General features: G+C 71.2%; 28 protein-coding genes and 1 pseudogene. 11 read left to right on the forward strand and 18 right to left on the reverse strand.

All coding sequences use genetic code 11. From position 1 onward, the window contains the following. Positions 1 to 38: 38 nt before the first annotated feature. From BMY74_RS37505 to BMY74_RS37520, 4 genes are read right to left on the reverse strand one after another with little or no spacing between them, the layout of a single operon-like run. The gene (locus tag BMY74_RS37505) at positions 39 to 557 is read right to left on the reverse strand and encodes a hypothetical protein (RefSeq protein ID WP_089924791.1); all 519 of its coding nucleotides are present in this window, start codon (positions 555 to 557) and stop codon (positions 39 to 41) included. Beyond that, positions 550 to 1,650: a hypothetical protein gene (locus BMY74_RS37510; RefSeq protein WP_089924794.1), complete on the reverse strand. Its 1,101-nt coding sequence runs from the start codon at positions 1,648 to 1,650 to the stop codon at positions 550 to 552. Before BMY74_RS37510 ends, BMY74_RS37505 begins: the two co-directional genes overlap by 8 nt. Positions 1,651 to 1,662: 12 nt before the next feature. Continuing rightward, positions 1,663 to 2,049: a FixH family protein gene (locus BMY74_RS37515; RefSeq protein ID WP_177230115.1), complete on the reverse strand. Its 387-nt coding sequence runs from the start codon at positions 2,047 to 2,049 to the stop codon at positions 1,663 to 1,665. Further along, the gene (locus tag BMY74_RS37520; RefSeq protein ID WP_177230116.1) at positions 2,046 to 3,383 is read right to left on the reverse strand and encodes a hypothetical protein; all 1,338 of its coding nucleotides are present in this window, start codon (positions 3,381 to 3,383) and stop codon (positions 2,046 to 2,048) included. The genes BMY74_RS37515 and BMY74_RS37520 overlap by 4 nt, the downstream gene beginning before the upstream one ends. A gap of 136 nt (positions 3,384 to 3,519) precedes the next feature. Between BMY74_RS37520 and BMY74_RS37525 the strand changes: the two genes are divergently transcribed. Then, a complete protein-coding gene (locus BMY74_RS37525; protein ID WP_089924804.1) occupies positions 3,520 to 4,653 on the forward strand; it encodes a sensor histidine kinase in 1,134 nt (377 codons plus the stop codon). Beyond that, positions 4,650 to 5,309, forward strand: a complete 660-nt coding sequence (locus BMY74_RS37530; RefSeq protein WP_089924807.1) for a response regulator — start codon at positions 4,650 to 4,652, stop codon at positions 5,307 to 5,309. Before BMY74_RS37525 ends, BMY74_RS37530 begins: the two co-directional genes overlap by 4 nt. On the opposite strand, the pseudogene BMY74_RS37535 reads toward BMY74_RS37530, so the two are convergent. From BMY74_RS37535 to BMY74_RS37555, 5 genes and pseudogenes are all read right to left on the reverse strand, one after another. Then, positions 5,281 to 5,469: pseudogene (locus BMY74_RS37535) on the reverse strand (EthD domain-containing protein); the annotation flags it as partial. The gene BMY74_RS37530 and the pseudogene BMY74_RS37535 overlap by 29 nt on opposite strands. A gap of 63 nt (positions 5,470 to 5,532) precedes the next feature. Continuing rightward, the gene (locus BMY74_RS37540) at positions 5,533 to 6,171 is read right to left on the reverse strand and encodes a hypothetical protein (protein ID WP_089924810.1); all 639 of its coding nucleotides are present in this window, start codon (positions 6,169 to 6,171) and stop codon (positions 5,533 to 5,535) included. 94 nt (positions 6,172 to 6,265) lie between these two features. Continuing rightward, positions 6,266 to 6,910, reverse strand: coding sequence for a response regulator (locus tag BMY74_RS37545; protein WP_089924815.1), 645 nt, complete (start codon positions 6,908 to 6,910; stop codon positions 6,266 to 6,268). Next, positions 6,895 to 7,947, reverse strand: coding sequence for a hypothetical protein (locus BMY74_RS37550; protein WP_089924818.1), 1,053 nt, complete (start codon positions 7,945 to 7,947; stop codon positions 6,895 to 6,897). Before BMY74_RS37550 ends, BMY74_RS37545 begins: the two co-directional genes overlap by 16 nt. Then, positions 7,940 to 8,956: a sensor histidine kinase gene (locus BMY74_RS37555; RefSeq protein WP_177230117.1), complete on the reverse strand. Its 1,017-nt coding sequence runs from the start codon at positions 8,954 to 8,956 to the stop codon at positions 7,940 to 7,942. The genes BMY74_RS37550 and BMY74_RS37555 overlap by 8 nt, the downstream gene beginning before the upstream one ends. A 78-nt stretch (positions 8,957 to 9,034) precedes the next feature. Between BMY74_RS37555 and BMY74_RS37560 the strand changes: the two genes are divergently transcribed. Genes BMY74_RS37560 through BMY74_RS37570 form a run of 3 tightly spaced genes read left to right on the forward strand, consistent with a single transcriptional unit; the run spans position 9,035 to position 11,321 of the window. Then, a complete protein-coding gene (locus BMY74_RS37560) occupies positions 9,035 to 9,586 on the forward strand; it encodes a VanZ family protein (RefSeq protein ID WP_089924822.1) in 552 nt (183 codons plus the stop codon). Between the two features lie 9 nt (positions 9,587 to 9,595). Beyond that, on the forward strand, positions 9,596 to 10,255 hold the full coding sequence (locus tag BMY74_RS37565; protein ID WP_089924825.1) for a response regulator transcription factor: 660 nt from the start codon (positions 9,596 to 9,598) through the stop codon (positions 10,253 to 10,255). Then, entirely contained in the window at positions 10,248 to 11,321 is a 1,074-nt protein-coding gene (locus tag BMY74_RS37570) for a sensor histidine kinase (RefSeq protein WP_089924828.1), read from the forward strand. The genes BMY74_RS37565 and BMY74_RS37570 overlap by 8 nt, the downstream gene beginning before the upstream one ends. A gap of 113 nt (positions 11,322 to 11,434) precedes the next feature. On the opposite strand, the gene BMY74_RS37575 is transcribed toward BMY74_RS37570, so the two are convergent. Further along, positions 11,435 to 12,796, reverse strand: coding sequence for an oxygenase MpaB family protein (locus BMY74_RS37575; protein ID WP_089924832.1), 1,362 nt, complete (start codon positions 12,794 to 12,796; stop codon positions 11,435 to 11,437). Between the two features lie 263 nt (positions 12,797 to 13,059). Between BMY74_RS37575 and BMY74_RS37580 the strand changes: the two genes are divergently transcribed. Further along, positions 13,060 to 13,968, forward strand: coding sequence for a DUF1996 domain-containing protein (locus BMY74_RS37580; protein WP_089924836.1), 909 nt, complete (start codon positions 13,060 to 13,062; stop codon positions 13,966 to 13,968). A 32-nt stretch (positions 13,969 to 14,000) separates the two neighbouring features. Beyond that, positions 14,001 to 14,489, forward strand: a complete 489-nt coding sequence (locus tag BMY74_RS37585) for a DUF305 domain-containing protein (protein ID WP_089924839.1) — start codon at positions 14,001 to 14,003, stop codon at positions 14,487 to 14,489. Between the two features lie 76 nt (positions 14,490 to 14,565). Here BMY74_RS37585 and BMY74_RS37590 read toward each other — a convergent pair whose 3' ends face one another. The 6 genes from BMY74_RS37590 to BMY74_RS37615 form a co-directional block, all read right to left on the reverse strand. After that, positions 14,566 to 15,579, reverse strand: coding sequence for a LacI family DNA-binding transcriptional regulator (locus BMY74_RS37590; RefSeq protein WP_089924842.1), 1,014 nt, complete (start codon positions 15,577 to 15,579; stop codon positions 14,566 to 14,568). A gap of 38 nt (positions 15,580 to 15,617) precedes the next feature. Then, positions 15,618 to 18,710: a PA14 domain-containing protein gene (locus BMY74_RS37595; RefSeq protein WP_089924846.1), complete on the reverse strand. Its 3,093-nt coding sequence runs from the start codon at positions 18,708 to 18,710 to the stop codon at positions 15,618 to 15,620. A 319-nt stretch (positions 18,711 to 19,029) separates the two neighbouring features. Continuing rightward, a complete protein-coding gene (locus BMY74_RS37600; protein ID WP_089924848.1) occupies positions 19,030 to 19,674 on the reverse strand; it encodes an HAD-IA family hydrolase in 645 nt (214 codons plus the stop codon). 8 nt (positions 19,675 to 19,682) lie between these two features. Then, the gene (locus tag BMY74_RS37605) at positions 19,683 to 19,940 is read right to left on the reverse strand and encodes a DUF6510 family protein (protein ID WP_089924851.1); all 258 of its coding nucleotides are present in this window, start codon (positions 19,938 to 19,940) and stop codon (positions 19,683 to 19,685) included. A 13-nt stretch (positions 19,941 to 19,953) separates the two neighbouring features. Next, on the reverse strand, positions 19,954 to 20,691 hold the full coding sequence (locus tag BMY74_RS37610; RefSeq protein ID WP_089924854.1) for a ferredoxin reductase: 738 nt from the start codon (positions 20,689 to 20,691) through the stop codon (positions 19,954 to 19,956). Beyond that, on the reverse strand, positions 20,661 to 21,260 hold the full coding sequence (locus BMY74_RS37615) for a sulfite oxidase-like oxidoreductase (RefSeq protein WP_089924857.1): 600 nt from the start codon (positions 21,258 to 21,260) through the stop codon (positions 20,661 to 20,663). The genes BMY74_RS37610 and BMY74_RS37615 overlap by 31 nt, the downstream gene beginning before the upstream one ends. A 56-nt stretch (positions 21,261 to 21,316) precedes the next feature. Here BMY74_RS37615 and BMY74_RS37620 point away from each other — a divergent pair, with 56 nt between their 5' ends. After that, positions 21,317 to 22,096, forward strand: coding sequence for a crotonase/enoyl-CoA hydratase family protein (locus BMY74_RS37620; RefSeq protein ID WP_281245036.1), 780 nt, complete (start codon positions 21,317 to 21,319; stop codon positions 22,094 to 22,096). A gap of 11 nt (positions 22,097 to 22,107) precedes the next feature. Next, positions 22,108 to 22,488, forward strand: coding sequence for an HNH endonuclease (locus BMY74_RS37625; RefSeq protein WP_218159874.1), 381 nt, complete (start codon positions 22,108 to 22,110; stop codon positions 22,486 to 22,488). Between the two features lie 10 nt (positions 22,489 to 22,498). Here BMY74_RS37625 and BMY74_RS37630 read toward each other — a convergent pair whose 3' ends face one another. Both BMY74_RS37630 and BMY74_RS37635 read right to left on the reverse strand, forming a co-directional pair. Then, on the reverse strand, positions 22,499 to 22,945 hold the full coding sequence (locus tag BMY74_RS37630) for a hypothetical protein (protein WP_089924860.1): 447 nt from the start codon (positions 22,943 to 22,945) through the stop codon (positions 22,499 to 22,501). 77 nt (positions 22,946 to 23,022) lie between these two features. Then, entirely contained in the window at positions 23,023 to 23,964 is a 942-nt protein-coding gene (locus BMY74_RS37635) for a hypothetical protein (RefSeq protein ID WP_089924863.1), read from the reverse strand. Positions 23,965 to 24,101: 137 nt separating this feature from the next. Between BMY74_RS37635 and BMY74_RS37640 the strand changes: the two genes are divergently transcribed. Further along, entirely contained in the window at positions 24,102 to 25,505 is a 1,404-nt protein-coding gene (locus BMY74_RS37640; RefSeq protein WP_089924866.1) for a protein adenylyltransferase SelO, read from the forward strand. After that, a complete protein-coding gene (gene tsaA / locus BMY74_RS37645; protein WP_089924869.1) occupies positions 25,505 to 25,900 on the forward strand; it encodes a tRNA (N6-threonylcarbamoyladenosine(37)-N6)-methyltransferase TrmO in 396 nt (131 codons plus the stop codon). Before BMY74_RS37640 ends, tsaA begins: the two co-directional genes overlap by 1 nt.

Here is a 25,900-nt window from a genome sequence, read left to right on the forward strand (position 1 = left end):
TCCGCGGACGGGGAAGACGACCGACCAAGGGCTTCGGGCTAGTCGACCGTCGCCCGCGTCCGCCGCCACGCGATCACGATCAACGCGATCAACCCGAACAGCGGGATCGTGCTGATCGCCCACGACAACCCCATCGGCGGCCCCGGCTGCTCCATCACGGCGAGGTTCTTCAGTTCACCGGTCCCGGTGCCCTCGGGTCCCTCGACGTCGAACTTCATCGTCCACGTGCCCTGCTCGGGCAGCGCGAAGATGTCGAGACCCCACACCTCGCGCTTGCGCGGGTGCCGCGCGAGCGGGCTGTCGTCGGCCTCCACGCCCTCGCGGTACAGGGTGAGCGTGCCCTTCTTGCCCTCGATGCCGTTCTCCGGCGCGAAGGTGAAGTCGAGCGACTGCATGGCCTTCACCGGCCACGTGCTGAAGCCGATCGTCAGGTCGTACGGTCCCGCCTGCACCTTCTCGGTGTGCACGACGTTCACCGGTTCGAAGGCCAGGGCGGGGGCCGTGAGGCCGAGCAGCAGGGCGGCCGTGCCCGCGAGTGCCAGCAGCGTCTTACGCATGGCGGTCTTCCTTTGCTGGTGCGAGGTGGCGGAGCATCTGGCCGAACCGCCTGCCGAGCATCCCGGCGAGGGCGCCGAGCACCGCGCCCGCCACGACGGTGGCCACGTAGCGCTGGAGCGCCGGGAAGTTGCTGCCGTAGGTGAGCATCCGCTGCAGGGGTGCGAGGGCCGTGATGATCACGCCGCCGAGCGCGCCCGCCACCCACGCGGGCAGGCCGCGCAGCAGTTCGACGGCGACGGCGACGAGGAGCAGGCTCATCGGGATCATGTTGGGCAGACCGGGGATTCCGTCGACGTAGTCGCGCAGCGGCAGGCCGGTCGCGTCCGCGTAGACCTCGGTGGCCCACGGCGAGAACCACCAGAACAGGGCCTGCAGGAAGGCGACGACGACTCCGACGGCGAGAGCGCCGCCGCGCCGGTTCAGCACGTACGCGCCCATGAACAGGATCATCACCGAGAAGAACGCGCTGCCGGCGTTGACCGTGTTGACGGGCCCGCCGGGCAGTGCGCTCAGGCCGAGCACGGTCACCATGCTGAACGCCAGCAGCGTGCCCGCGGCCACGGCGACGCCGTAGGTGCCCCAGCTCTGGTCGCGGGCGACCGCGAAGACCATCACCGCGCCGACCATGGTGATGGAGATCGACAGCAGCAGGCCGATGTGCGGCGGCGAGTCGATCACGGCGTCGAAGCCGTAGAGGCCGTGCCACCACTGGTCCCACAGCCCGTAGACCAGGAACAGCGCCGCGCCGATGCCGGAGACCAGGTAGCCGACGGGAGCGGAGAACGTGCGGCCGAAGACGCCGACCGCGCGCCCGCCGACCAGCGGGTCGACGGCCTTGTCGCGCTTGGCGTTCGCGGTGGTGAGCAGCACCACGGCGAGGCTCGCCAGGCCGGAGATCGCGCTGCCCGCGTACAGGAACAGGTGCGGCAGCGTGAAGAACGTGTCCGGCCCGACGTCGGAGTGCCACTGGATGTCCCAGGTCAGCCCGATCAACGAGATCAGGGTGCCGCCGAGCACGACGCCCGCCGGGACCAGCCCCCTCGGGACCGTCCCCACCGACGGCGTCGCCGCCGCCGTGATGTTCACAGTCATTCCTCCCCCTTCTCAGGTGAGCAGCAGCGGGATCACGACCCGCTCGCTGCGCAGTGACACGGTGATTTCCCATTGACCGGCCATGAACAGGTCGACGCCCATGACCCTGTACCGGCCGGGGGCCTGCGGCGCCGCGGTGATCGGGGCGAGCGCGTGGCCCATCTGCGGCATCGCCGGTTCGACCGTCACGTCGCCGTCGGCGGCGTTGCCGGAGCGGTCGGTGATCCGCAGGTCGAACTCGTTGCTGCCGGACCTCGTGCTGGTGGGCGTGAGCTCGAACCGGAGCCCGCCGCTCTCGGCGAGGTGCGGCCGGGCCTCGACCCCGCGCGGCCACAGCACGACGACGGCCGCCAGGACGGCGAGCACCCCGGCCACCACGGCCACGGCGGAACGCTTCACTTCGAAGCCACCCCCTTCGCGGCGGGCACGTCGACCACCTGCGGCACGGTGACGACCGAGTAGTCCCGTTCGACCTGGATCCACACGAGGTAGCGGCCCGGCAACGGGAACGAGTAGGTGAACGGCACGTCCGGCCCGTACGCGGCGACGCTCTCGTCGGGCTTGTCGGGCATCCCCGGCACCGGCGGGATCATCGAGTGCACGTGCGCCCAGATCGGTGCCTCGGCGGCACTTCCGGTCATCGGGCCGACGACGATCATGTGCCCGAGCATGCCGAGCCACGGTTGCAGGTCGCGCTCACCGAACTTCGCGGTGATCGTGCTCGGCCTTCCCGCCTCGCGGATCTCCACCGCCGTCTCGGCCTTCCCGTCGTGCGGCACGGCGACAGCGGATCCGGCAACGTCCACACCGGACCGCAACAGCTGCACTCCCCCGCCGCGCCGGGCGATCTCGGCGGCGACCGCGTGCACGCCCCGCTCGGGATCGCGCAGCCGGGCGCGGTACTCACCCGGTGCCGTGCGGACCGGGTGCAGGTGGCGGAGGTGCCCGGACGGCGACACCACGACGAGGTGGACGAACGCGCTGTCGTGCACCAGCAGGTCGTCCACCGGCCGCCCGGACGAGCCGTCGGTCAGGCTCAGCACGAGGTCCCCGTCCTCCATGCGGGGCACCATGTTCACCGGTGGCCGCGAGAAATCCGTGATGGACGTTCGCTCGTAGGGGTTCGTGACGTTGTCGAACGTCGGGTCGAGCTGCGTGCCGGGTGCCGCGACCGGCGGGATGCTCGGCGAGAGCAACGCCGCCGTCACCCCGACCGCCACGGCGGCGACCACACCCGCCGTAGGAACGAGCGCCAGCACGGGCTTGCCGAACACGGCCAGCACCAAGGCCGCCAGCAGCAACAGGCCCGCCGCGATGAACCCGCCGTAGGTCGCGTTCTCCCACGGCGACGGCACGAGCGCGGGCACGACGAACGGGATGGTGGCCTCGTCGACCGCGAGCTCCCACGGGCCGGGCCGGTCGACGTGCAGCTGCCCGGCGTGGAACCCCGGTGTGGCACCGAGGACCACCTTCGTCGTGCTGCTCGGCGCACCCGCCGCGCGCAGGGTCAGCGTCAGCTCACCCGGCGCCGTCCCGGCGTGCGTCACCACGTCGACGTGCACAGGCCCCGGCACCTCCGCGACCCGCCGGATGATCACCGTCAGGTCGCGGTCGCCGAGGCTCTGCGCGACGTGGATGTCGGCGCCGGACTGGGCGCCGTCGGCCAGTGCGGGGGCACCGATCCCCAGGACCGCCCCCAGCACCAGCAACAAGGTCACAACACGTCGTTTCATCGCGACCGAAGGTAGCGATCAGGCCGGGTCCGCCGCGTCACTGCGAAGTCTGAAACCCCGTCCCCCGCGCGGGGGACCCGCGACCCCTGTCCTGCGGGAGGACCCCGGGGTGGGCCGTGCGGCAAGATTCGACCCGATGGATTCGGTCAAGGTCCCCCTCAAGCACCAGTCGGCCCTGGTCGCCGTCGTGTGCATGGTCGTCGACGGCGGGTTCGTGCTGCTCGACCGCGAACCGCTCCCGCAGACGCTGGTCGTGCTCTTCCTGACGCTGGCCGTGGACGCGATGCTCGCCGGTCCCGCCCGGCTGTCGCTGTGGGTGGCGGCGGCGCAGGCGGCGGTCCCGGTGCTCGTCCTCGTCACGATCGGCAACGGGATCGACTCCAACGACGCCGGCCTGCTGATCGCGGGCTACCGGGCGGGGGCGTGGCTGCGCGGCGGACCGGCGTACGCGGCACTCGGGCTGCTCTCCGCCAGTCTCGTCACGAGCATGATCCTCTACGACTACGACGTGCTGTACGCGGTGCTGGTGGCGGGCAAGGGCGCGCTGCTGCCGTGGCTCGTCGGCCGCTACACCACGGCGCGGCGCGCGTACCTCGCCGAGCTGGAGAAGCGGTCGGCGATGGCGGAGAAGGACGCGAAGGCGGCGGTGACGAAGGCGATCACCGAGGAGCGCGGCGCGATAGCCCGCGACCTGCACGACGTGATCATCCACCACGTCAGCGCGATCAACCTGCACGCCGGCGCCGCCCGGCTCGGCAACCCCCACGGCGACCCGAAGCTGACGAACTCGTTGCGCGCGGTCGAGACCTCCAGCCGCGCGGCCATGGTGGACCTGCGGCACCTGCTCGACCTGCTGCACGGCGAAAAGCCGGAGGGAGCGCGGCAACCGGGTCTCGGCAACCTCGACGAACTGCTCGACGGCGTGCGCGCGGCGGGCATCCCCGCCCGGCTGGAGGTGCGCGGGCAGCACCGCGACCTGCCGGAGTCGTTGGACGTCACGGTCTACCGGATCATCCAGGAGATGCTGACCAACGCCCTGCGGCACGGCGACGCGTCCGGGGTGACGGTGACGCTGGACTACGCGCCGGACTCGCTGACCGTCGCGTCGGAGAACACGGCGGGCTCCGGCGACGACTCGGGATCGGTGCGCCGCGGCCTCGTCGGCATCCGCAACCGCGCCGGCATGTTCGACGGCAGGACGCGTTCCGGGCTCGACCCCGACGGCCGCACCTGGCGGACCACCGTCACGTTCCCCCTGGAGGCGTCATGACGTTGTCGGTGCTGCTCGCCGACGACCACGCGATGCTGCGCTCCGGCATGCGCGCGATCTTCGACACGCAGGAAGACCTCCGGTGCGTCGCGGAGGTCGCGGACGGCAGGGCCGCGGTGGCGGAGGTGGCGCGGCTGCGGCCGGACGTGGCCGTGCTCGACATCCGCATGCCCAAGCTCGACGGGCTCGGCGCGACGGAGATGATCCTCGCCGACCCCGCGAACCGCACGAAGGTCCTGCTGCTCACCACCTACGACACCGACGAGTACGTCTACCGGGCGCTCAAGGCGGGTGCCAGCGGGTTCCTGCTGAAGTCGCTGCCGCCCGAGGAACTGATCTCCGCGGTGCGCGTGGCGGCGCGCGGGGACGCGTTGATCGACCCGTCCGTCACGCAACGCCTGATCGCGCGGTTCGCCGTCAGCCTCGCGCCTCCCCCGACGCCGCCGGAGCTCGACCTGCTGACCGCGCGCGAACGGGAGGTGCTGCAGCTCGTCGCGGCGGCGTACAGCAACGCCGAGATCGCCGCGCGGCTGCACGTCGGGGACGAGACGGTGAAAACGCACGTCTCGCGGGTGCTGGCGAAGCTGGGGCTGCGGGACCGGGTGCACGCCGTGGCGTACGCGCACATCAACGGCCTGGTGCAACCTCGCCGCTGAGCCGTTCGTCGACGATCCAGGACCGCGTCCGCGAGCGGTCGAGGACACGAGCCTCGTCGGTGGGCGGCAGGTAGTTGCGCGCGTAGTAGAACGGGCCGGACGCGATGCTCTGGACCAGCGGGACGTGGTGGTTCTCGTAGTGGTCGACGAACTCGTCCCTGCTGGTCCCCGGCGACCCTGGTGCCGAGGACGAGCGGAAGCGGAGCCGCGAAGACCCCTCGGCTCAGCTCTGCCAGACCAGCGGCGTCTTCACGTAGTCGTCGCCGCGGTTGTACTCGGCGCCCGCGACCTTCGACCCGTCCTGCGCCGCGCTCAGCACGCACGTCTCGTAGGTCTCGCCGGCGGCCTTGAACGTCCTGGGCGCGCTGGTGGAGTCGCACTTCGGGGTGTCGCCGGAGATGATCACGCCGGTGCCCTTGCCGTCCTCGCCGAGGCCGCGCAGGCCGATCGAGGTGAAGCTGAGGTCGGTGCCGCTGAGGTTCTCGACCTTGGCCCGCAGGTAGAACGGCGTGATGTTCTTGGCCTTGTCGCCGAACTTCGCCAGGTCCTCCTTCGGCCCCGCCTCGATGGCCGTGACGGTGACGCCGATGGTGCCGCTCTTGTCGCCGACGGTGATGGGGATGACCGCGCGTTCGCCGACCTTGAGCTTCGAGCCGGGAGCGGTGATGTCGCCACCGGCGGGGACGACCGGCGCGGACTTCGACGCCGAGGTCTCCTTCGTGCTGGTGGCGGTGCTGGTGGTCTCGCTCGTCGGGTCCGCGGCGGGGACGGCCTGGCCACCGGTCTGCGAGCCGCACGCCGACAGGAGCAGCCCCGCGGTCGCGATCGAGGCGATGAACAGGGGGCCACGGGCGTGCGTCACTGCGGAACTCCTCGGACTGCGGAACCTGGGGGTGCCCAGCACGTTAGGCCGGATGCAGGAGCCGCGGTATCGGTCGTTCACACCACACGGGCGCTCAGAGGTCGTCGAGGCCGATCAGTCCGTCCTGGATCGCCCTCGCGACGAGCGCGGCCTTCGTGGGCGCCTGCCGGCCGATCGCCGCGTACTTGACCCTGATCCGCTCGAGGTGGGAGTTCACCGTGCTGAGCGTGATGTTCAGGCGTTGCGCCACGAACTCCTTCGACTCCGACTGGAACCACTCGACCAGGACCTCGGTCTCGCGCGGCGACAGCGCGGGCCGCGTCTCCGACCTGTCGCCCGCCAGCGCGCCCGCGAGCGCGGGCGGGGTGTACGACTGGCCCCGCGCCGCCGCCTTCACCGCCTGCACGAGGTGGTCGGCCCCCTCGGCCTTGGTCAGGTAGCTCAGCGCGCCGATCTCCAGGCACTGCAACGCGATCTCGTCGTCGGACCGCATCGAGTACACGATGACCCTGCGGCCGTCCTCCACGAGCCTGCGCAGCTCGGCCGTGGCGGGGGTGACGCTGTTCAGGTGCAGGTCGAGCACGACGACGTCCGCCGCGGCACCGGGACCGGTCCAGGCGACCTCCGGGTCCTCACCGCTCGCCACCAGGTGGACGTCCGCTGTGGACAGCCAGTGCGCGACTCCCGCGCGCACCACGGGGTGGTCGTCGACCAGGACCGCCGTCACGCCGTCCGCCATCGCGCCTCGCTCCTCACCAGTCCGCCGTGGACACTCGTCTCGACCGTGACCGCCACCGGTCTTCCCGGTGCCGGAAGGGTTTCCGGCGCGTCCGCCACCACGGCGACGCGCACCTCGTCGGCCGTGCGCAGCAGGCTCACCTTCGCACGTCCGTGCGCGACGGCGAGGGCCTGGGCCATGGGCGCGACCAGTTCGCGGCGCACCTCCGTCGGCACGGGGGTGGCCGTGCCGCTGACGGCGAGCGAGACGACGACACCACGTCGTTCGGCGACGTCCACGCAGGCGGTCAGTTCGTGCAGCAACGGGTCGGGCACGTCGTCGTTCTCCGCGAACAGCCTGCGCAGCTGCACGGCCGCGACCGAGCAGCGCAGCCTGGTCGTCGGGTCGGCCACGCTCACCTGCTCGTCGGCCAGGTCGGCGAGCAGCGGCAGCAACGCGCCCAGCTGCCCCTCGAAGCCCGCCTTGAGGTCCTGTTCCCGTTGGCGCGCCAGCTCTTCACGGGTGCGGGCGGCGTCGTGCTCGGCGGCGGCCTCCGCGGCGAGCCTCGCGTCCCGGTGCAGCACGCGGGTGATCACCAGGACGCCGACCTGGAAGCTCGTGCCGCTCAGGATGACGACACCGGCGGTGCCCACGTCCCCGTTCCCGGCGTGCGCGAACCACGCGATGCTCAGGCAGATGTGCACGCCCAGCGCCACCACCAGCGCTTTCGGCCTCTCCACCAGCACGAGCAGCAGGTACCAGCCGACCAGCCCGAACCCCCAGTCGGGATCGTCCAACGACGCTCCCGCGGGCAGCGCGGTCGTCACCAGCACCGACGCGGCGAGCGGCACGACGGCCAGCAGGGGTGGGGTCGGCGTGCCGGTCGCGACGTGTCCCGCCACGATCCCGAGCACCGCGGTGAGCAGGCAGTACGCGAACCACGCCGCCGGACCGTGCGGGTGCGCGACCAGCGAGGGCAGCATGAGCACGAGCTGGACGGCGAAGACGACGACCAGCAGCACCTGCCGGGTGGTGGTGGAGACGGCGTGGTCAGTCATCGGCGGGCCACACCAGACGCGCGGTGGTGCCGCGTCCCCGTGCCGACTCGACCACGGCGGAGCCACCGACGGCCTCGATGCGTTCGACCACCGATCCGCGCAGCCCGCGCCGGTGCCCGGGCACCTCCTCCGGCACGAACCCCCTGCCGTCGTCGCTGACCACGACCACGGCTCCGCGCCGCACCGTGAGCTCGGCCCGCGAGGTGCCCGAGTGGCGTTCGACGTTGGCGAGCAGCTCACGGGCCGCCCGCACGAACTGCAGCGCGACCCCGGCGGGCACGCGGACGACCTCGGCCTCCACCCGCACGTCCACGGCGCTGTCGCGCGCCACCGCCGTGAGCGCGGCCCCCAGGTCGACGGTCCCCTGCTCGTCGCCCCGTTCGGCCAGCACCACCAGGTCGCGGCGCGCCTGCGCGGCCACCTCCGCCGGATCGCCGCCGTGCGCGGCCATCAGGAACGTCGCGGCGGCCGTGTCGTGCAGCAGGGCGAGGTACTCCCGTTCCCGTCTGCCCTGGTCCAGGGTGACGGCCGCCGCCCGGCTCCGTTCGGCGGCGCGTTCCCGCAGCCGGTCGACCCGGCGGCTCGACCGGCGCAGCAGCTCGTAGGCGAGCCGCGCGAGCACCGACTCCAGCACCGCCCTCACCAGCACGCCGGGCCCGGTCGTCACGACCTGCACCGCGAGCAGCGCGGCCGTCGCGGGCACGGAGACCTTGAGCGGCCACTGCCACTGCCAGGTGATCAACGTCGTGGTGAGGACCGTCAGCACCCACTGGTCGGCGTCGGCGCCCAGCAGCACCGACAGCACCACGACCCGCAGGAACGCCACCGGCAGCGCCACTCCCGGCAGCCGGAAGTCGGCGACGGTGCTCACGGCGACCACCGCGAACAGGCTCCAGCCGAGGGGTGAGTTCAGCGAGAAGGCGCCGAAGAGGCTGATCAGGACGACGCCGGCGCCGCGGACGGGACCCGCGAGACGGGACACCGTCGCAAGCAGCCTCGCCTCCAGCACAGGTGCATTCTGCACATATCGTCCGCGTATCGGAAAACGCGTACGTCCCCGCAACGTCCGTTCGTCTTCAGTGGACGCGTGCTCAACACCTGGCAGGAGTGGGTCGGAACGGAGACAGGGGTCGTCATCGGGGGCGTGCTGGGGATACCGGTGGCCCTGCTGGTGGTGCTGCTCCTGGGGCTCCACCGGAAACTCGGGCAGCGCCCGGGCCCGTGGCGGACCGCTCTGGTCGACGTGGGGCTGGTCTACGGAACGCTGCCGTGGGTGTGGCTCCTGCTGCTGCCGGGCTCGTCGTCCGAGCTGAGCCTGGTGCCGTTCGCGGACATCGCCGACCTCCTCGCGCAGCGCGACCTCGGCCAGATCGTCGGCAACCTGCTGGTGTTCGCGGCACTCGGGTTCTTCGGCCCGCTGCGGTTCGCGGCGCTGCGGTCGGTGTGGCGGGTGCTGCTGGTCGCCGGGGCGTGCTCGGTGCTCATCGAGGTCGCGCAGTTCACCGCGCTGCACCGCGTGTCCTCTGTGGACGACGTGCTGCTCAACGCCGCCGGTGCGGCGCTGGCCTCGCTCCTGTCGTGGCGGTGGTGGCGGGTGAAGCCCGTCGTGGCACCGGAGCGCCGGCTGGTCACGGCCTAGGGTGGCGGTATGCGCGTGCTGATCGTGGAGGACGAGCTCCACCTGGCGGAGGCCGTGCGGGACGGGCTGCGGCTCGAGGCGATCGCCGCGGACATCGCCGGCGACGGCGACACCGCGCTGGAGATGCTGAGCGTCAACGCCTACGACATCGCGGTGCTCGACCGCGACATCCCCGGCCCGTCCGGGGACGAGGTGGCGCGGCGGATCGTCGCGTCCGGCAGCGGCATGCCGATCCTGATGCTCACCGCCGCCGACCGGATCGACGACAAGGCGTCCGGGTTCGGCCTCGGCGCCGACGACTACCTCACCAAACCGTTCGAGCTGCGGGAACTGGTGCTGCGCCTGCGCGCGCTGGCCCGCCGCCGCGCGTACGCGCGACCGCCCGTGAGCGAGATCGGCGGGCTGCGGCTCGACCCGTTCCGGCGCGAGGTGTTCCGCGACGGGCGGTACGTGGCGCTGACCCGCAAGCAGTTCGCGGTGCTGGAGGTGCTGGTCGGCGCGCAGGGCGGGGTCGTGAGCGCCGAGGAGCTGCTGGAACGGGCGTGGGACGAGAACGCCGACCCGTTCACCAATGCCGTGCGCATCACGGTCTCGGCGCTGCGCAAGCGGCTCGGCGAGCCGTGGCTCATCGCGACCGTGCCGGGCGTCGGCTACCGCATCGATGCCTAGGCAGCCCGGGCTCAGCGCCCGCCTGAAGCTCACGCTCAGCTACGCGGGCATCGTCGTGGTGGCGGGCGCGGTGCTGCTGGCCGTGGCGTGGTGGTACCTGCTGCGCTACCTGCCCGACAACGACAAGGGCCTGTTGTTCGTCAGCCCCAACCGCTACCTGCTCTCCCGCATCTTCGGCCGCGCGGCCGCCGTCGCCATGGCGGGCCTGGTGGCGTTCGGCCTGCTCGGCGGCTGGTTGCTGGCGGGCAGGATGCTCGCCCCGCTCGACAAGATCGCGGACGCGGCCCGCCTCGCCGCCCAGGGCTCCCTGTCGCACCGGATCCGCCTGCCCGGCAGGTCCGACGAGTTCCGCGAACTCTCCGACGTCTTCGACACCATGCTGGAGAAGCTCGAGTCCCACGTGGCCGAGCAACGCCGGTTCGCCGCCAACGCCTCACACGAACTCCGCACCCCGCTCGCGATCTCCCAGTCGCTGCTCGACGTGGCCCGCCAGGACCCGTTTAGCGTCAACGCGGACCTGATCGACCGCCTGCACACCGCGAGCCGCCGCGCGATCGACCTGACCGAGGCCCTGCTGCTCCTGAGCCGGGGCGAGCGCGGCACGTTCACGCGCGAGCCCGTCGACCTGTCGCTGGTCGCCGAGGAGGCCGCCGAAACCCTGCTGCCGCAAGCGGAGAAGCGCGGCATCACCCTCGACGTCACCGGCGTGCCGGCCACCACCACGGGCTCCCCGGAACTGCTGCTGCGGATGGTCACGAACCTCGTGCAGAACGCCGTCGTGCACAACGTGCCGGGCGGCACGGTCACCGTCCACATCGAACCGCAGCACCAGGCGTGCGTGGTGCGGGTGGAAAACACCGGGCGCCCGCTGCCGCCACACCTGGTGCCGACGCTCGTCGAGCCGTTCCAGCGGGGTGGGGACCGCGTGCGGTCCGAGGACCACGCGGGGGTCGGGCTCGGGCTGGCGATCGTGCACAGCGTCGTGCGCGCGCACGACGGGGCGCTCGACGTGGCGGCGCGTCCGGGTGGCGGGCTGCGGGTGACGATCCGGCTGCCTGGGGTGTAGGGGCGCGGCAGACAGCGGGCAGCTGCAAGCAGCGGGCAGCGGCCTGTGACGGGCGGTGGCAGGCAGGCCTGCGGCGTGGGGCGGCCGAACCCAACCACTCCGCCCGTGCTCCCCTACACCCGCCCCAGCAGGTGCCGGGCCGCCTCGAAGTCCCGCTCCCCCACCAGGAACTCCCGCAGCGCCAACTCCAACTCGTCCCCCCGAATGGTGCCGTCCCCGTCGTGGTCGAGCTCCCGCATGGCCGCGATGAGCTCGTGGCGCCGCGGACTGTGGTCGAGCAGCCGCGTGTACTCGTCCTGCCGCACCTCCCCGTTGCCGTCGCGGTCGATCAAGCCCCGCACCACCGCGGCGACAGCGCCGTAGCCGCGTTCCCGGCCGGCCGGCCCGGGGTAGGTGCGGTCGGCCAGGGCCACGGCGTACGCGGCGGCCGTCACCGAGCCGTCCGCGGGTGTGCCGGTGGCCGTGCAGAGCTGCTCCCACCAGGAGTGGAACGCGTCGTGGACGGCGTCCTCGTCCTTCTCGTCGAGGTCGAGGTGCGTGCTGATCTCGCGCGCCATCGCGAGGAAGTCGCTCCACCTCAGCACGCCGTCGCCGCTCTGGTCGAGGACCGTGCCGAAGAACGACTCGGGGACCAGCACCCGTGCCGGGGTCTCGGCGGCCCTGATCGACGCGGCGGCGAGCGGTAGGTAGCGCCAGGGTTTCGGCAGCAGGCCGGCGAGCACCCGGACGGCCTGGTGCAGGCCGCCGACCACGAGGTCGGTGCCCGGGACCACGGCGAGCCGCAGGCGTTCGCGGTAGGCGGCGGGCAGGGTGGCGGTGGTGGCCTGGACGGCGGCGGTGACCACCGCGAAGCGCAGCGGGGCCCACACCACGCCCGGAACGGGCAGGCCGGACGGCGGTGGGATGCGGTAGATGCTGCCGGACAGCAGGTCCCTGACGGTCGCGTTGTCCTCCAGCACCTCGGCGACGACGCGGTCGAAGTAGCCGCGGAACTCGTCCGGTGTCGCGGGCAGGTCGTCCTGCCCGAGGCCGAACCTGTGCCCGACCCGCCGCCACTCGTCGTAGAAGCGACCGGTCTCCTCCGCGGACAGGGGGTCGCCGCCCAGCCTCTGCATGGTCAGCACGGCCTCGAACAGGGTCAGGTGCACCCAGGCCCTGGCCGCGGTGTCGCCGGCGTCGAACGCCCTGCCGTAGCCGTCCTTGCCCTGCATGCGGCGGTGGAGTCGTTCCAGCCGTGCGAGCTCACGGCGTTGTTCGGCCGGGGTGCCGTAGACGTAGGTGTGCAGGCTTTCGATCGTGCGGAACAGCCTTCGCCACGGCCGTGCGTTGTACACGGAGAACTCGGCCACGGCGGCACCTACGGCCGGATGTGCGGCCTGCAGTACCAACGCCCGGTGCATCACCAGCAGGAAACGCCACTGGCCCAGGCGTTCCCACGTGCTCGAACCCGGTCCCAGCGCCACGTCGACGGTCATGGCGCCGAAGCTAGTCAGGGGCCGGGGCTCCCGTGAACGTCGTTCACCTCATCCGGTGGCGGAATGCACCCGCTTGCCGGAACTCGATCACGTGTTGCAGCGGGATGCGCGAGGGAGAGCGCTCTCACAACCCTGCCGCCGAACGGTACGACCCGGCGCCCGAAGTGTCAAAGAACCGGGCTTGACACCTCGCACGGACTGGCGGGACGCTAATTGGGAGAGCGCTCTCCAAGCCGGTTTCCCCACTCGGCAGGAGGACACAGGTGTCCCGAAAACTCATCGCACTGCTATCGACGGCTGCCCTGGTGGCGGCCGTGGTCGTGGTGGCGACGCAGTCGGCGCAGGCCGACGACCTCGTCACGCACCACGAGTTCCAGGCCAACTGCTCGGTCACGACGCACCTCCCGGACGACCCCATCGTCTTCCCGGGGCTCGCGGGCGCGTCCCACATGCACACGTTCCTCGGCAACCCGTCGACGAACGCCCGCAGCACCAACGACTCGCTCAAGGCGGCCGAGACCAACTGCAAGACGCCGGACGACAAGTCGGCGTACTGGTTCCCGTCGGTCTACAACGGCGACCAGATCGTGCCGCCGAACTTCCCGCAGGTCATCTACTACAAGTCCGGCATCCTGCGGTACCAGGACGTCGTGCCGTTCCCGCCGGGCATGCGGTTCGTGGTCGGCAGCCCGACGGCGACGCAGGAGGAGTTCCGCACGGCTCCGGGCGCGGTCGAGGGCTGGGAGTGCGGCGACAGCTTCCACAACTGGGACATCCCCCAGTACTGCGTGCCGGGCAGCCAGCTCAACGTCCGGTACCAGGCGCCGAGCTGCTGGAACGGCCGTGACCTCGACTCGGCGGACCACAAGTCGCACATGGCCTACCCGGACCGCGCGACCCTCGTCTGCCCGCCCAGCCACCCCGTGGCGGTGCCGATGATCGAGTTCAAGATGGCGTTCCCGGTGTCCGGCGACATGTCCCGCGTACGACTCGCCAGCGGCCGCGGGTACACCTGGCACTACGACTTCATGAACGCCTGGGACGCACCCACCCAGGCCGCGCTCGTCCGGCACTGCATCAACGGCGGGCTGCAGTGCGACCCGCGCGGGTACGACCTGTACAAGCCCCACCGGGGCGCCGCACTCGGACCGGACTACCGGTTGCCGCGGTGAGGTTCCCCGCCTCATGCACCCCAGGGCGGCGCGTGCCCTGGGGTGTTTCCGCCCTGGTGCTGCTGACGGCGTGCGCCGCGCCCGCTCCCCCGCCGCCGCAGCAGGTCTCGCCCTTCAACGCCACGGACACGGCGTGGGTCCAGCTGATGATCCCGATGAACGAGCAGCTGCTGCCCGCGCTGGAGGTCGCCCCGCCCGCGCTGTCCGGGTTCGCCGCGGAACTGAGGGCCTCGCACGAGAACGAGCTGGTCCACCTGCGACAGTTGCGGGACCGGGCGGGGCTGCCGAAAACCAACCTGCACGCGGGTCACCAGATGCCCGGCCTGGTCTCCGAGGCCGATCTGCTGGTCATCCGCGCGGATCCGTCGGCCCTGGCCGGGAAGCTGCACGAGCACCTGGACCAGACGGCCAAGCTCGCCCGCAGCGAACTGGAGAACGGAACGGACGCCGCGACCAAGGAGTTCGCGGCGTCCGTCGAGTCGTCCCGCAGGGAGCAGCTCGGCAGGCTGGGTCAGGGGTAGTCCACGGCGTGGCGGACCTGGTTCGCCAGGTCCGCCACACCTGCCCGTGCCGTTGACGACGGTGGCGGCAGGTCGATCAGGCGGAGGCCCGGACGACGAGTTCCGGTTCGAAGATGACCGATCTCGGCCGCTGCCCCGGCTTCTCCAGGTCGGAGAGCAGCAGGTCGGCCATCTGCGCGGCCATCTTCTCGACGGGCTGCCGGATCGTGGTGAGCTGCGGGCGGCAGGCCAGGGCGGGTGCGCTGTCGTCGAACCCGACCACGGCCACGGCGTCGGGGACGCGCAGTCCGTGTTCCAGCAACACGTCCACGGCCGCCTGCGCCATCAGGTCGTTGGCGGCGAACACGGCGTCGAGGTCGGGGCACTCGGTGAGCAGCCGGTGCATCGCGGCCGCGCCGCTCTCCGCGGTGAAGCCGCCCTCCGCGGTCGGCACGTACGGGAAACCGTGGCGGGCCATGGCGTCGCGGAAACCGGCGTGCCTGTCCTGGCTCGCGAGGACGTCCATCGGGCCGGAGATCGTGGTGATGTTGTAGCGGCCCGAGGCCACGAGGTGGTCGGCCGCCATCCTGCCGCCCGCGCGGTGGTCCATGTCGACGTAGCTGATCGGCATCGGCCGGCCGGGCCGCGCGTAGAGGACAGAGGGGACGCCCGCGTCCACCAGCCTGGCGGGCAGCGGGTCGTCGGGGTGGGTGGAGACCAGCAGCGCGCCGTCGGCGCTGCCCTGTCTGAGGAAGTCGACGACCTCGGTCCGCGCCGGGTCGGAGTCGGCGAGCATGAGCACGGGGTGGACGCTGTGGCCGCGCAGGTGGTCGACCACGCCCGCCGTGACGCGCCCGAAGAACGGGTCGGTGAAGACGTCCGATCCCCCGCCGGCGCCCGAGATCACCAGGGCGACCGTGCCGGTGCGGCGGGTGACGAGAGACCGGGCCGCCCGGTTGGGCGAGTACCCGGTCTGCTCGATCGCGTTGCGCACCGTCTCCTGGATGTCGGGATCGACGTTCCGCGTGCCGTTCACGACACGGGAGACCGTCGCGCGAGACACTCCCGCGACTCGCGCGACGTCCTCCAGCGTGGGCGCAACCTTGCTCATGCCACGGTTGTACCACGCCGGAGAGCGTTCTCCCGTGATCAGGAGGTGACGCGCACGTCCTTCACGGCACCCCGCCAGAAGTCGACGTTCTGGCCGTTGTACTTGGCACGTCCGACCGCGAGAGCACCGGTGCTCTCGATGGCCGGTCCGGCCGCCGCCGTGGCGACCAGCGCCCCGTCGACGTAAAGGCGGATCTCGCCGCCCTTGCGCTCACCCTTGATCTCGTACCAGCGGCCGATCTCCGGGGTGATCTCGAACCGGGCGCGGTTGCCGCCCGGCGTGCTGAACGCGAACGCGCCCTGGCCGTACTGCAGGTAGAACGGGTTCTCCGCCTGGCGGCCGTCCTGGCTCACCGCCGTGGCGTAGTTGCCGGGCAGTTCGTCCAGGCGCACCTTCGCGGACACGGAGTAGTCCTTGGTCGTGTCGACGACCGGACCGTAGGTCTCCGCCGAGCCGTTGCGGAACTCGAGCGCCCCGTCCTTCCAGGTGGCCCCGGTCGGGCTGAGCGTCAGCGGGTTCTTGCCCGTCGAGTCCTTCGCCGTGGCGCCCTTGGTCTCGTCGAGCTTCCACTCGCCGCTGCCCGCGTACGGGTACGGCTTGCCCGCGTTCGCCCCGGCCTCGATCACGCGCCGGTTGATCTCGCGGACGGGACCCGGATCGACCTTGATGCGCTTGCGGTCGTAGGTCCAGAGCCCGTTCAGCTCGCCTTCCAGGTCGGTGACCTGCGTGTAGACCGACGCGGACATCTCCGCGCGGGCCTGGCCGAGGTAGAACGTGCGGGTGTTGTCGACGTACTTCGCCGTCAGCGCCGCCTTGTCCGCCACACCGCTGTAGATCGCGATCGGCGCACCCGGCCACTGGTGGCCCGGCGTGCGCAGCGTGAAGCCGCCGTGCTCGCCGTCCATCACGACGCGCTTGCCGTCCGGACGGGCCGGGTCGGTGTTGTTGTAGTCGTGGTGGTCGATGACGTCGCCCTTGCCGCTGTCACCCTTGGAGGCGCAGCAGTTCACACCGCTGTGCGCGCTGACGACCCGCGTCGGGTCGAGCGCCTTGACCTCGTCGGTGATCTGACCGGTCACGGTGCGGTCCCACTCGCCCCAGCCCTCGTTGAACACGATCCAGGCGTAGATGGACGGGTAGTTCTGGAGCTGGTGCATCAGCTCCTTGCCCTCCTTGACGAACCGCTCCTGCGAGAGCGGGTTGTTGCCGTCTTCGAGGGCCACGAAGTCCTGCCACACCAGCAGTCCGAGCCGGTCCGCGTGGTAGTACCAGCGGGCGGGTTCGGCCTTGATGTGCTTGCGGACCGCGTTGAAGCCGAGGTCCTTCTGCGCCTGCAGGTCGAACACCAGCGCCTCGTCGCTCGGCGCCGTGTTCAGGCCGTCGGGGTAGAAGCCCTGGTCGAGCTGCATCAGGTTGAAGATCGGCTGGCCGTTGAGCGTGAGCTTGGGCGTGCCGCCGACGTTCGCGATGCCGGTGGAGCGCATGCCGAAGTAGCTCTTGACCTTGTCCTTGCCGAGCGTGATGTCGAGCTTGTAGAGGTACGGGTCGTCCGGCGTCCACAGGTGCGCGTTCGGCACCGGCAGCTTGAGGTTCGAGTTCGCCGGTCCGGTGACCGTGCCGACCTGCTTGCCCTTGGCGTCGCGGGCGACCGCGGTGACGTTCGCGGTCCCGGCGGACTTGACGTTGACCGTGAGCGAGCTGGAAGCGAGGTCCGGGGTCGTCTTGATCTCGTCGATGCCCTTGTCCGCCACCGGCTCCAGCCACACCGTCTGCCAGATGCCCGACGACGGCGTGTAGAAGATGCCGCTGGGGTTGGGCGACTGCTTGCCCTTGGGCTGGTTCGGGCCGGTGGTGTCGGTGACGCCGACGACGATCTCCTGCTCACCGCGCTTGAGCACGTCGGTGATGTCCGCGCTGAACGCCGTGTAGCCGCCGGTGTGCTCGGCCACGAGCTTGCCGTTCACCCAGACCTTGGCCTCGTAGTCCACCGCGCCGAAGTTGAGCTTCAACCGCTGGCCGTTGCCGATCTTCCAGTCGTGCGGCACCGACACGGTCCTGCGGTAGAACATGTGGTCCTCGTGCCGTTCGAGACCGGAGAGCTGCGACTCGATCGGGTACGGGACGATGACCTTCTCGCGCAGCTTCTTGCCGAACGCGGGCTGCTCGCCGGCCTTCGCGGCCGCGAACTCCCACGGGCCGTTCAGGTTGAGCCACTTGTCGCGTTCCAGCTGCGGCCTCGGGTACTCCGGCAGCGGGTTGCGCGTGTCGACCTTCTCGCCCCACGGCGTGCGGAGCCGTTCGGTCGAGACGTTGCCGGTCGTGCGGGCGGTCTTCCCGATCTTCTGGCCGTCGACCGCGAGCGCGCCCGCGCCGTCGTAGTAGATCCGGACCCGCTGGCCCTTCAGGACCCGCTCGCCCAGCCCGATCGTGGCGCGGTTGCGGCTGGTGGTGATGAACGAGATCGGGAACGGGGTGGCGTCGACCTCGACGCGCAGGTGGTCCTTCAGGTCGTTCGCACCGGTGATGCGACCGCCGAAGTCCGCGGTGAGGGTGCGACCGTCCTTGGAGACCTCCGCCGCGCGCGGCACGGCCTTGAAGTCCGCCGGCGGCGTGAACGCCGAGCTCGGGACGAGCTGCTTGGGCGTGTTCGCGCTGGACCAGCGCAGGAACATGTTGGCGCCGCCGACGTCCTGGAACATCTCCAGCTTGAAGGCGTACTGCTTGCCGGCGGTGAGCGTGACGGGCGCGCTGGTCTGCTCGCGGTCCCAGTCGGGCACCCAGTGGTCGATCACGGACTTGTCGTCGATCAGCAGGCGGAACCCGTTGTCGCCGATGGCGTGGAACGTGTAGTCGCCGGTCTGCGGAACCGCGATCTGGCCGGTCCACCGCGCGGTCGTGTGTTCGGTGCGACCGTTCAGGAAGCCGAAGACACCGGTCAGGTCACCCTGGTTGATGTCGGCGTCGAGCACGGTGCCGCCCAGGTTCGCGAAGTCCCGCGCGCCCGGTGCCGACATGCTGAAGTACTCGCCCTTCAGGCCGTGCACGGGCTCGGCGGCGACTGCCGACGGCGCGCTGGGCGCTATGCCCAACGCCATCAGCAGCGCGACGAGTACGGGGGCGGTTTTCTTCATCGGCGAAGATCCCCTTCGTTTTACAACGTTGTAAGTGCGCTCCCCCACATCAACGCACACGAATCAACAACGGGGCTACGGCCGTTCGGAGGTATCCGGCATGTCAAACCGGACAAGTTTCCGGGAAATGACGTTCTCGGGTCGGGAGAAGTGGAGGTGGTCCAGAAGCGGTGGGATCAAACGGGTCTGGGGAGGAGCGGGCGTTCGGGGTCAACCGAGGACGAGGCCCGCCAGTTCTCGTCCTCGACACGACCGTCCACAGTGCGGCAAGTGCGCCCCTCCGCAACGCCGCCCAGGATCCGCTCGAGGACGCCCCGGTTCAGGAAGGCCGGCGGAGCTCCCCGGACACCTCGATGCCACCACCGGTCCACCGGGCCGACCGCAGATCCCGCACGACAACCGGCGCAGGCGTCTCCAGCGCACCCTCGCCGACCCCCACCACGGTGCCGGCCTCGGCGGCAAGACCCGCCGCCACCCCGTTGCCGCTGTCCTCGAACACCACGCACTCCCCGATCGGCACGCCGAGCTTCTCCGCCGCCCGGAGGTAGCCCTCGGGGTCGGGCTTGCCGCGCGTCACCTCGTCGCCGTTGATGACCACCGCCGGCAACGGGATCCCCACCGCGGCCAGTCGCACGGTGAGCAGCTCGGGCGGGGCGGACGTGACCAGGGCCCAGTTGCCCGGCAGGGAGTCGACCAGCTCGCGGGCTCCGGGGATCGCGGTGGTGGAGCCGGCGTCGGCGACCTCGATGGCGTTGATCCGGCGCAGCGCCTCGGCGTGCACCGAATCGGGCACGTACATGCGGACCGTGTCCGTGGCGCGGCGGCCGTGCAGGCCCCGCAGGACCTGCTCCGGGTCGACGTCGTACTCGTGCGCCCACTGCGTCCACGCGTGTTCGGCGGCGACGGTCGAGTCGGTCAGCACGCCGTCCATGTCGAACAGCACCGCCTGGCAGGCCAGGTTCATCGTTCTCCTCAAGGCAGCGGGATCTCCAGGCTCACCGTGCCGCGCAGGTCCAGCCACGCCCGGTCGCGACCGCGCACCAGCCGCAGCACGACCTCCTCGCAGTGCGGGCAGCGCGCGACGACCCCCGGGGCGTTCTGGTAGACGCGCAGGCTCGCCACCGACCCTTTGTACCCGCAGCCCGAGCACTGCCCGGTCGCGGCGGTCAGGTCGACCGCGAAGATCTCGCGCAGGTCGCCCGCCAGCGCGTTGCCGTCCACGTGGCTCATCGGTGCTCTCCTGTCAGCCGAAGCGTTCCGTGCGGACGCGGCGGGGGTCGTGGCCCAGCGCCACGAGGATGTCGGACACCGTCTCGACGAAGCCGGTCGGTCCGCACACGAACACGTTCGGCGCGAAGTCGGCTGGCCACGCGTGGGTGTTGAGGGTGGCGAGGCCCAGTCGTCCCGGTGGAGGTGCGCCCTCCGGGGCCTCACGGGTGTGCACGAGATGCACGTCGAGCCCGTTGTCCTCGCGGGCGCGGCGGCGCAGCTCGTCGGCGTAGTAGACGTCCTCGGGCGTGCGCACCGAGTAGATCAGCCGGAACGGCACGCGGCTGCCCTCGGCGGCGCGCGTGCGGATCATCGCCATCAGCGGCGCGATGCCCGAGCCGCCCGCGACTAGCGTCACCGGCGCCTGATCGGCCGCGCGCCAGACGAACCAGCCGCCGACGGGTCCGCGCAGCTCGACCTGCTGCCCTGGTTCGAGGACGTCGCACAGGTACGGCGACACCTCGCCGTCGGCGACCCGCTGCACGCTCAGCTCGAACCGCTCCCCGTCCGGTGCGGAGGAGATCGAGTAGCTGCGCTGCACCGAGTAGCCGTCCTCGGCGGTGAGCCGCACGTCGACGTGCTGGCCGGGCAGGTGGCCCGGCCAGCCGGGCACGTCGAACACCAGGCTGCGCGCGCTCGACGTGATGTCGGTGGCCTCGGCCAGTTCGGCCACCCGCCAGGTCAGTCGCCCTGATACCGCTGCTCGCGCCATGGGTCTCCGTAGTCGTGGTAGCCCGCGCTCTCCCAGAAGCCGGGTTCGTCCTCCAGCAGCAACTGGATCCCGCGGACCCACTTCGCCGACTTCCAGAAGTACAGGTGCGGCACCAGCAACCGCGCCGGACCGCCGTGCTCGGGGGTGAGCTCCTCGCCGTCGTAGCGGTACGCGATCCACGCCTGGCCGTCGACCAGGTCCTCGAGCGGCAGGTTCGTGGTGTAGCTGCCGTAGGACTGCACGAGCGCAAAGTCGGCCGCGGTCTCGACGTCCTCCAGCAGGACGTCCAGCGAGACGCCCTTCCAGCGCGTGCCGAGCTTCGACCACTTGGTGACGCAGTGGATGTCCGTCGTGATCTTCTCCGCGGGCAGCTCGATCAGCTGCTGCCACGACCAGTCGTAGCGCTGACCGGCCTCGGTGTTGATCGTGAACTGCCACCGGTCGGTCGTCACGCGCGGCGTCGGGCCCGCCGTGAGGACCGGGAAGTCCTCTGCCAGGTACTGACCGGGCGGCAGCTGCACGTCCGGTGACTGGCGTCGCCCGGTGAAACCGGGAGAGACGATTGGCATCGTGTCAGTAGACGACAGTGGCGGCCCGAACGCCACTGGTGATCACGGAGGTCACAGTGGACGTGCTTGTCGAGACCCTCGGCGTGGTGACGGTGATCCGGATGAACCGCCCGGACCGGCGCAACGCGGTCGACGGGCCGATGGCGGCTGAGCTGCTGGAAGCCTTCGTGGCGTTCGAGGAAGACCCTGCGCAACGGGTCGCGGTGCTCACGGGCGAGGGCGGGACGTTCTGCGCGGGCGCGGACCTGACCTCCGTCGGCGACCCGGCCCGGCGCAACGCGCTGGACCCCACCGGCGGGGGTGCCGGGCCGATGGGGCCGACCCGGCTGGCGCTGAGCAAGCCGTTGATCGCCGCCGTCAGCGGGTACGCGGTCGCCGGTGGGCTGGAGCTCGCGCTGCTGGCGGACCTGCGGGTGGTGGAGAGCGACGCGGTGTTCGGGGTGTTCTGCCGGCGGTGGGGCGTGCCGTTGATCGACGGTGGGACCGTGCGGCTGCCCCGGGTCGTGGGGCTCGGGCGGGCGCTCGACCTGATCCTCACCGGACGGCCCGTGGCGGCGGACGAGGCGCTGGCGATCGGGCTGGCGAACCGGGTGGTGGAGCCGGGCCGGGCGCTGGCGGTGGCCGTGGAGCTGGCGGAGCAGATCGCCGGTTTCCCGTTCGAGTGCGTGCTGGCGGACCGGGCTTCGACGTACGCCGGGCTCGACCTGGGGGTGGCTGAGGCGTTGCGGGCCGAGGGGGCGGCGGGCGTCCCGATCGTGGCCCGCGAAGGGGTGGCGGGGGCGGCGCGGTTCGCGGGCGGGGCCGGTCGGCACGGCGAGTTCGGGGAGGACCGTTAGGCTCAGCGACCGTGCCCACCGGTGGTAGCAAACAGGTTCGCGCCGCGCGCAAGCGCAAGAAGCGCATGGCCCGCGTCGTCAACGACCTGACCGACGCGCAGTGGGACGCGATCAAGCTCGCGTGGGGCGGTTGTGCCTACTGCGCAACGCCTTCCGGTTCGTTGCAGAAGGACTGCGTGCAGGCGATCTCGCGCGGCGGCCGGTACACGCTGGCCAACGTCGTGCCCGCGTGCGGTTCCTGCAACGCCAGCAAGTGCAACGCCGAGGTGACGGGCTGGCTGCGTCGCAAGAAGCTCGACGAACGCACGTTCCTCGTGCGCCTCTACGAGATCTCCACCGAGCTGACCGCCCGCTTCACCCCACCGGCCGATGACGCCACTCCGGTGGCGTGACGGTGATCGCCTAAGCCGAGTTGCGCACCGCGCTGTACCCGCTGTAGAGCGCGTCCCACGCCTTCTTGCACCGCGCGTCCAGCTGCCCGTCCGGGCTCACCCCGCCCGCCGCGAACCACGGCTCGCAGGGCGCGATCTCGGCGAGCTGCCGGCGCACGTCCGTGACCGCCGCCTGACCGGCCGGCGGCAGCTTCGCGGACTGCTTCTCGACCTCGTCGATCACGCCCGTCACGTCGGGCATGACGTGCGCGCAGTTGTCGGCCGGGGCCACGGGTTCGCCGCGCAGGCGGGCGGCGCACTCCGTGAGCAGGACGCCGATCGCGTCCAGCCTGGGCTGCAGGTCGGGCAGCGGCGAGCCCGTGGCGGACGGGGCGCCCGGGGTGATGGTGGGCAGGGACGAGGTCCCGGTGCCGCACCCGAGCAGGAGGAAGGCCAGCGCAATGGCGGAGTAGCGCACGGGCAGCAGCGTAGCGAGGCGAAAAGGCCGCCTGAGCTGGGGTGCTCCGGCGGCCTTCGTCGTTCACCCGATCAGGTTCATGCCCGGATGTAGGACTTCACGCCGGCCGGGAAGCCGATCGGAGCGGCGGACGTGTCGTTGACGGGGCCGCTGACGACGGCCGACTTGCCCTTGCAGCCCGGCTCGGACCAGATCTTCACGGCGCCGTCCGGGGACAGCGACTGGAAGCCGCCGCGGAGGTCGGCGCACTTGTCGGAGACCTTGACGCCGACCGCGAAGCTGTCGCCGAAGTCCTTGAGGTTCTTCTCGCTGAAGAAGGTGACGGAGTTCGCGGGCTTGGTGCCGGGGGCCGGCTGCGCCGGGTTCGGGGCCTCGGCCTTCGGCACCGCGCGCTTGCCCTCGGGGTTGATCACGAACCACTTGCCGCCGACGTTCTGGCCGAGGATGTCACCGGCCTTCTTGTCCTTGCTGAACAGGTAGATCGGGCGACCGCCGATCGTCACCTGCAGCTGGCCGTCCTGCCGCTTGATGAAGCCGATGTTCTCCCTGCGGATGCCGGGGAAGAACAACCGCGTGCCCTTGGTCACCGTGATCGCGGGCCACGTCTTGGCGCAGTCACCGTTGCAGTTGGACACACCGCCGTTCACCGGGTCGTCGCTGAACCAGTAGACGGAGAGGCCTTTTCCGTTCACCACAGCGGGTTCGAGTCCACCGGCGTTGCCGGCGCGCAGCTCGACCCACTTCTGCTTCACCTCGGTGGGCGCGCTCTCCGGGGCGCGGTCACCGGAGTTCTGGTCCGCCTTGTTGGAGTTCGCGGTGCCGCGCAACAAGTCCACTCCGGACAGTCCATCGGTCTCGACCTCGTTCGCCGACGCGTCCTGCGCCACGTCCTGCGACTGGGCCTGGTCCGGGGAGGGAGCGGCGGAGCCGGACGTGGCGGCACCCTGGCCGCAGGCCGTCAACGCGAGGGCACCGACCGTGAAAAGGGCAGCAACGAGCCCAACTTGATTGCGACGCATTGGTTTCTTCTCATTCCTGAGTGGACTGATCAACCTGTTCACCACTGACACGTGCACGCCCTGGGAACGGTTCAACGGGTTCGAACTTGAGACCGCGGTCACACGCCTTCGCGGGAGCAACGGGTACCGTTGACCGCGTGAACATCAGCCTGAGCAGCGATTTCGCGACCGCGGTCCCCGAGATGGCGGTCTCGTGGGAGGCCGTCCCGGTCGAGGAACCGGAACTCCTCGTCCTCAACGAGCCCCTGGCGAGGGAAATCGGGCTGGACCCGGCCTGGCTGGCCGCGGACGGCCTGCCCTTCCTCACCGGAAATACCGCACCCGGATTCGCCCAGGCGTACGCCGGTCACCAGTTCGGCGGCTACTCCCCCCGGCTGGGCGACGGCCGCGCGTTGCTCCTCGGCGAGCTGACCGACGCCGAGGGCCGTCTGCGGGACCTGCACCTGAAGGGCTCCGGCCGCACGCCGTTCGCCCGCGGGGGCGACGGGCTCGCCGCGGTCGGCCCGATGCTGCGCGAATACGTCGTCAGCGAGGCGATGCACGCGCTCGGCATCCCCACGACCCGCGCGCTGGCCGTCGTCTCCACCGGGCACGTCGTGCAGCGCGAGGAACCGCTGGCCGGCGCGGTGCTGGCCAGGGTCGCCGCGTCGCACCTGCGGGTCGGCAGCTTCCAGTACGCGCGCAACACCGGTGACGTGGACCTGCTGCGCCGCCTCGCCGACCACGCGATCGCCCGTCATCACCCGGGCAGCACCCCGCTGGAGCTCTTCGGGCACGTCGTGGCCGCTCAGGCGTCGCTCGTGGCGCAGTGGATGCTCGTCGGCTTCATCCACGGCGTGATGAACACCGACAACATGACGATCTCCGGCGAGACGATCGATTACGGGCCGTGCGCGTTCATGGAGGCCTACGACCCGACGACGAAGTACAGCTCCATCGACCACCAGGGCCGGTACGCCTACGGCAACCAGCCGATCGTCGCCGAGTGGAACCTCGCCCGGCTCGCCGAGGCGCTGCTGCCGTTGTTCGCCGAGGACCAGGACGAGGCCGTGCGACTGGCCCTGGCGACGCTGCGGACGTTCGACTCCCGCTTCGAGGAGGCGTGGATCGGCGGCATGGCGGCGAAGCTCGGTGTGTCGGGTGACGTGAAGCCGCTGCTCAAGGACCTGCTGGCGTTGATGCAGGAGAACCACGTCGACTTCACGTCGTTCTTCCACCTGCTCGGCAAGGCGGCGCGCGGTGACGCGGAGCCCGCCCGTTCCCTGTTCCTGGACCTCGCCGCGATCGACGCCTGGATCGCGCGGTGGCGCGAGCTCGGGCCGGACGCGGATGTGATGGAGAAGGTCAATCCCGTCTACGTCCCGCGCAACCACCTCGTAGAGGAGGCGCTGGCCGCGGGGGCCGACGGTGACATGGGCCCGTTCGAGCGACTTCTGAAAGCGGTTACCTCCCCGTTCGGCGAACGACCCGGCCTGGAATACTTCGCGGCTCCTGCGCCGCAGGACTTCAGTGCCACCTACCGGACCTACTGCGGGACTTGATGAAGCTGCAGCCGATCGGCCACGTCGAATCGCCTCTCACCGACCGCTCCGCCGCGCCCAAGCAGGCCGACGAGGGCGCCCCGGAGGCCCTGCTCGTGTTCGCCCCGGAGTACGCGCGGGCGATGAGGGAACTGCGCGAGGGCCAGGACGTCCTGGTCCTCACCTGGCTCGATCGCGCCGACAGGTCGGTGCTGGCGGTGCACCCCCGCAGCGACCCGGCGAGGCCCGAGACGGGCGTGTTCTCCACCCGGTCGCCGGACCGGCCGAACCCCATCGGCCTGCACCACGTGCGGATCACCGCGGTCGACGGCCTCAAGCTGCGGGTCGCGCACCTGGAGGCCGTCGACGGCACGCCGATCGTCGACGTGAAGCCGGTGCTGGGCGCCGAGCGCTGA

Source organism: Lentzea albida, assembly GCF_900111005.1.
Lineage (GTDB): Bacteria > Actinomycetota > Actinomycetes > Mycobacteriales > Pseudonocardiaceae > Lentzea > Lentzea albida.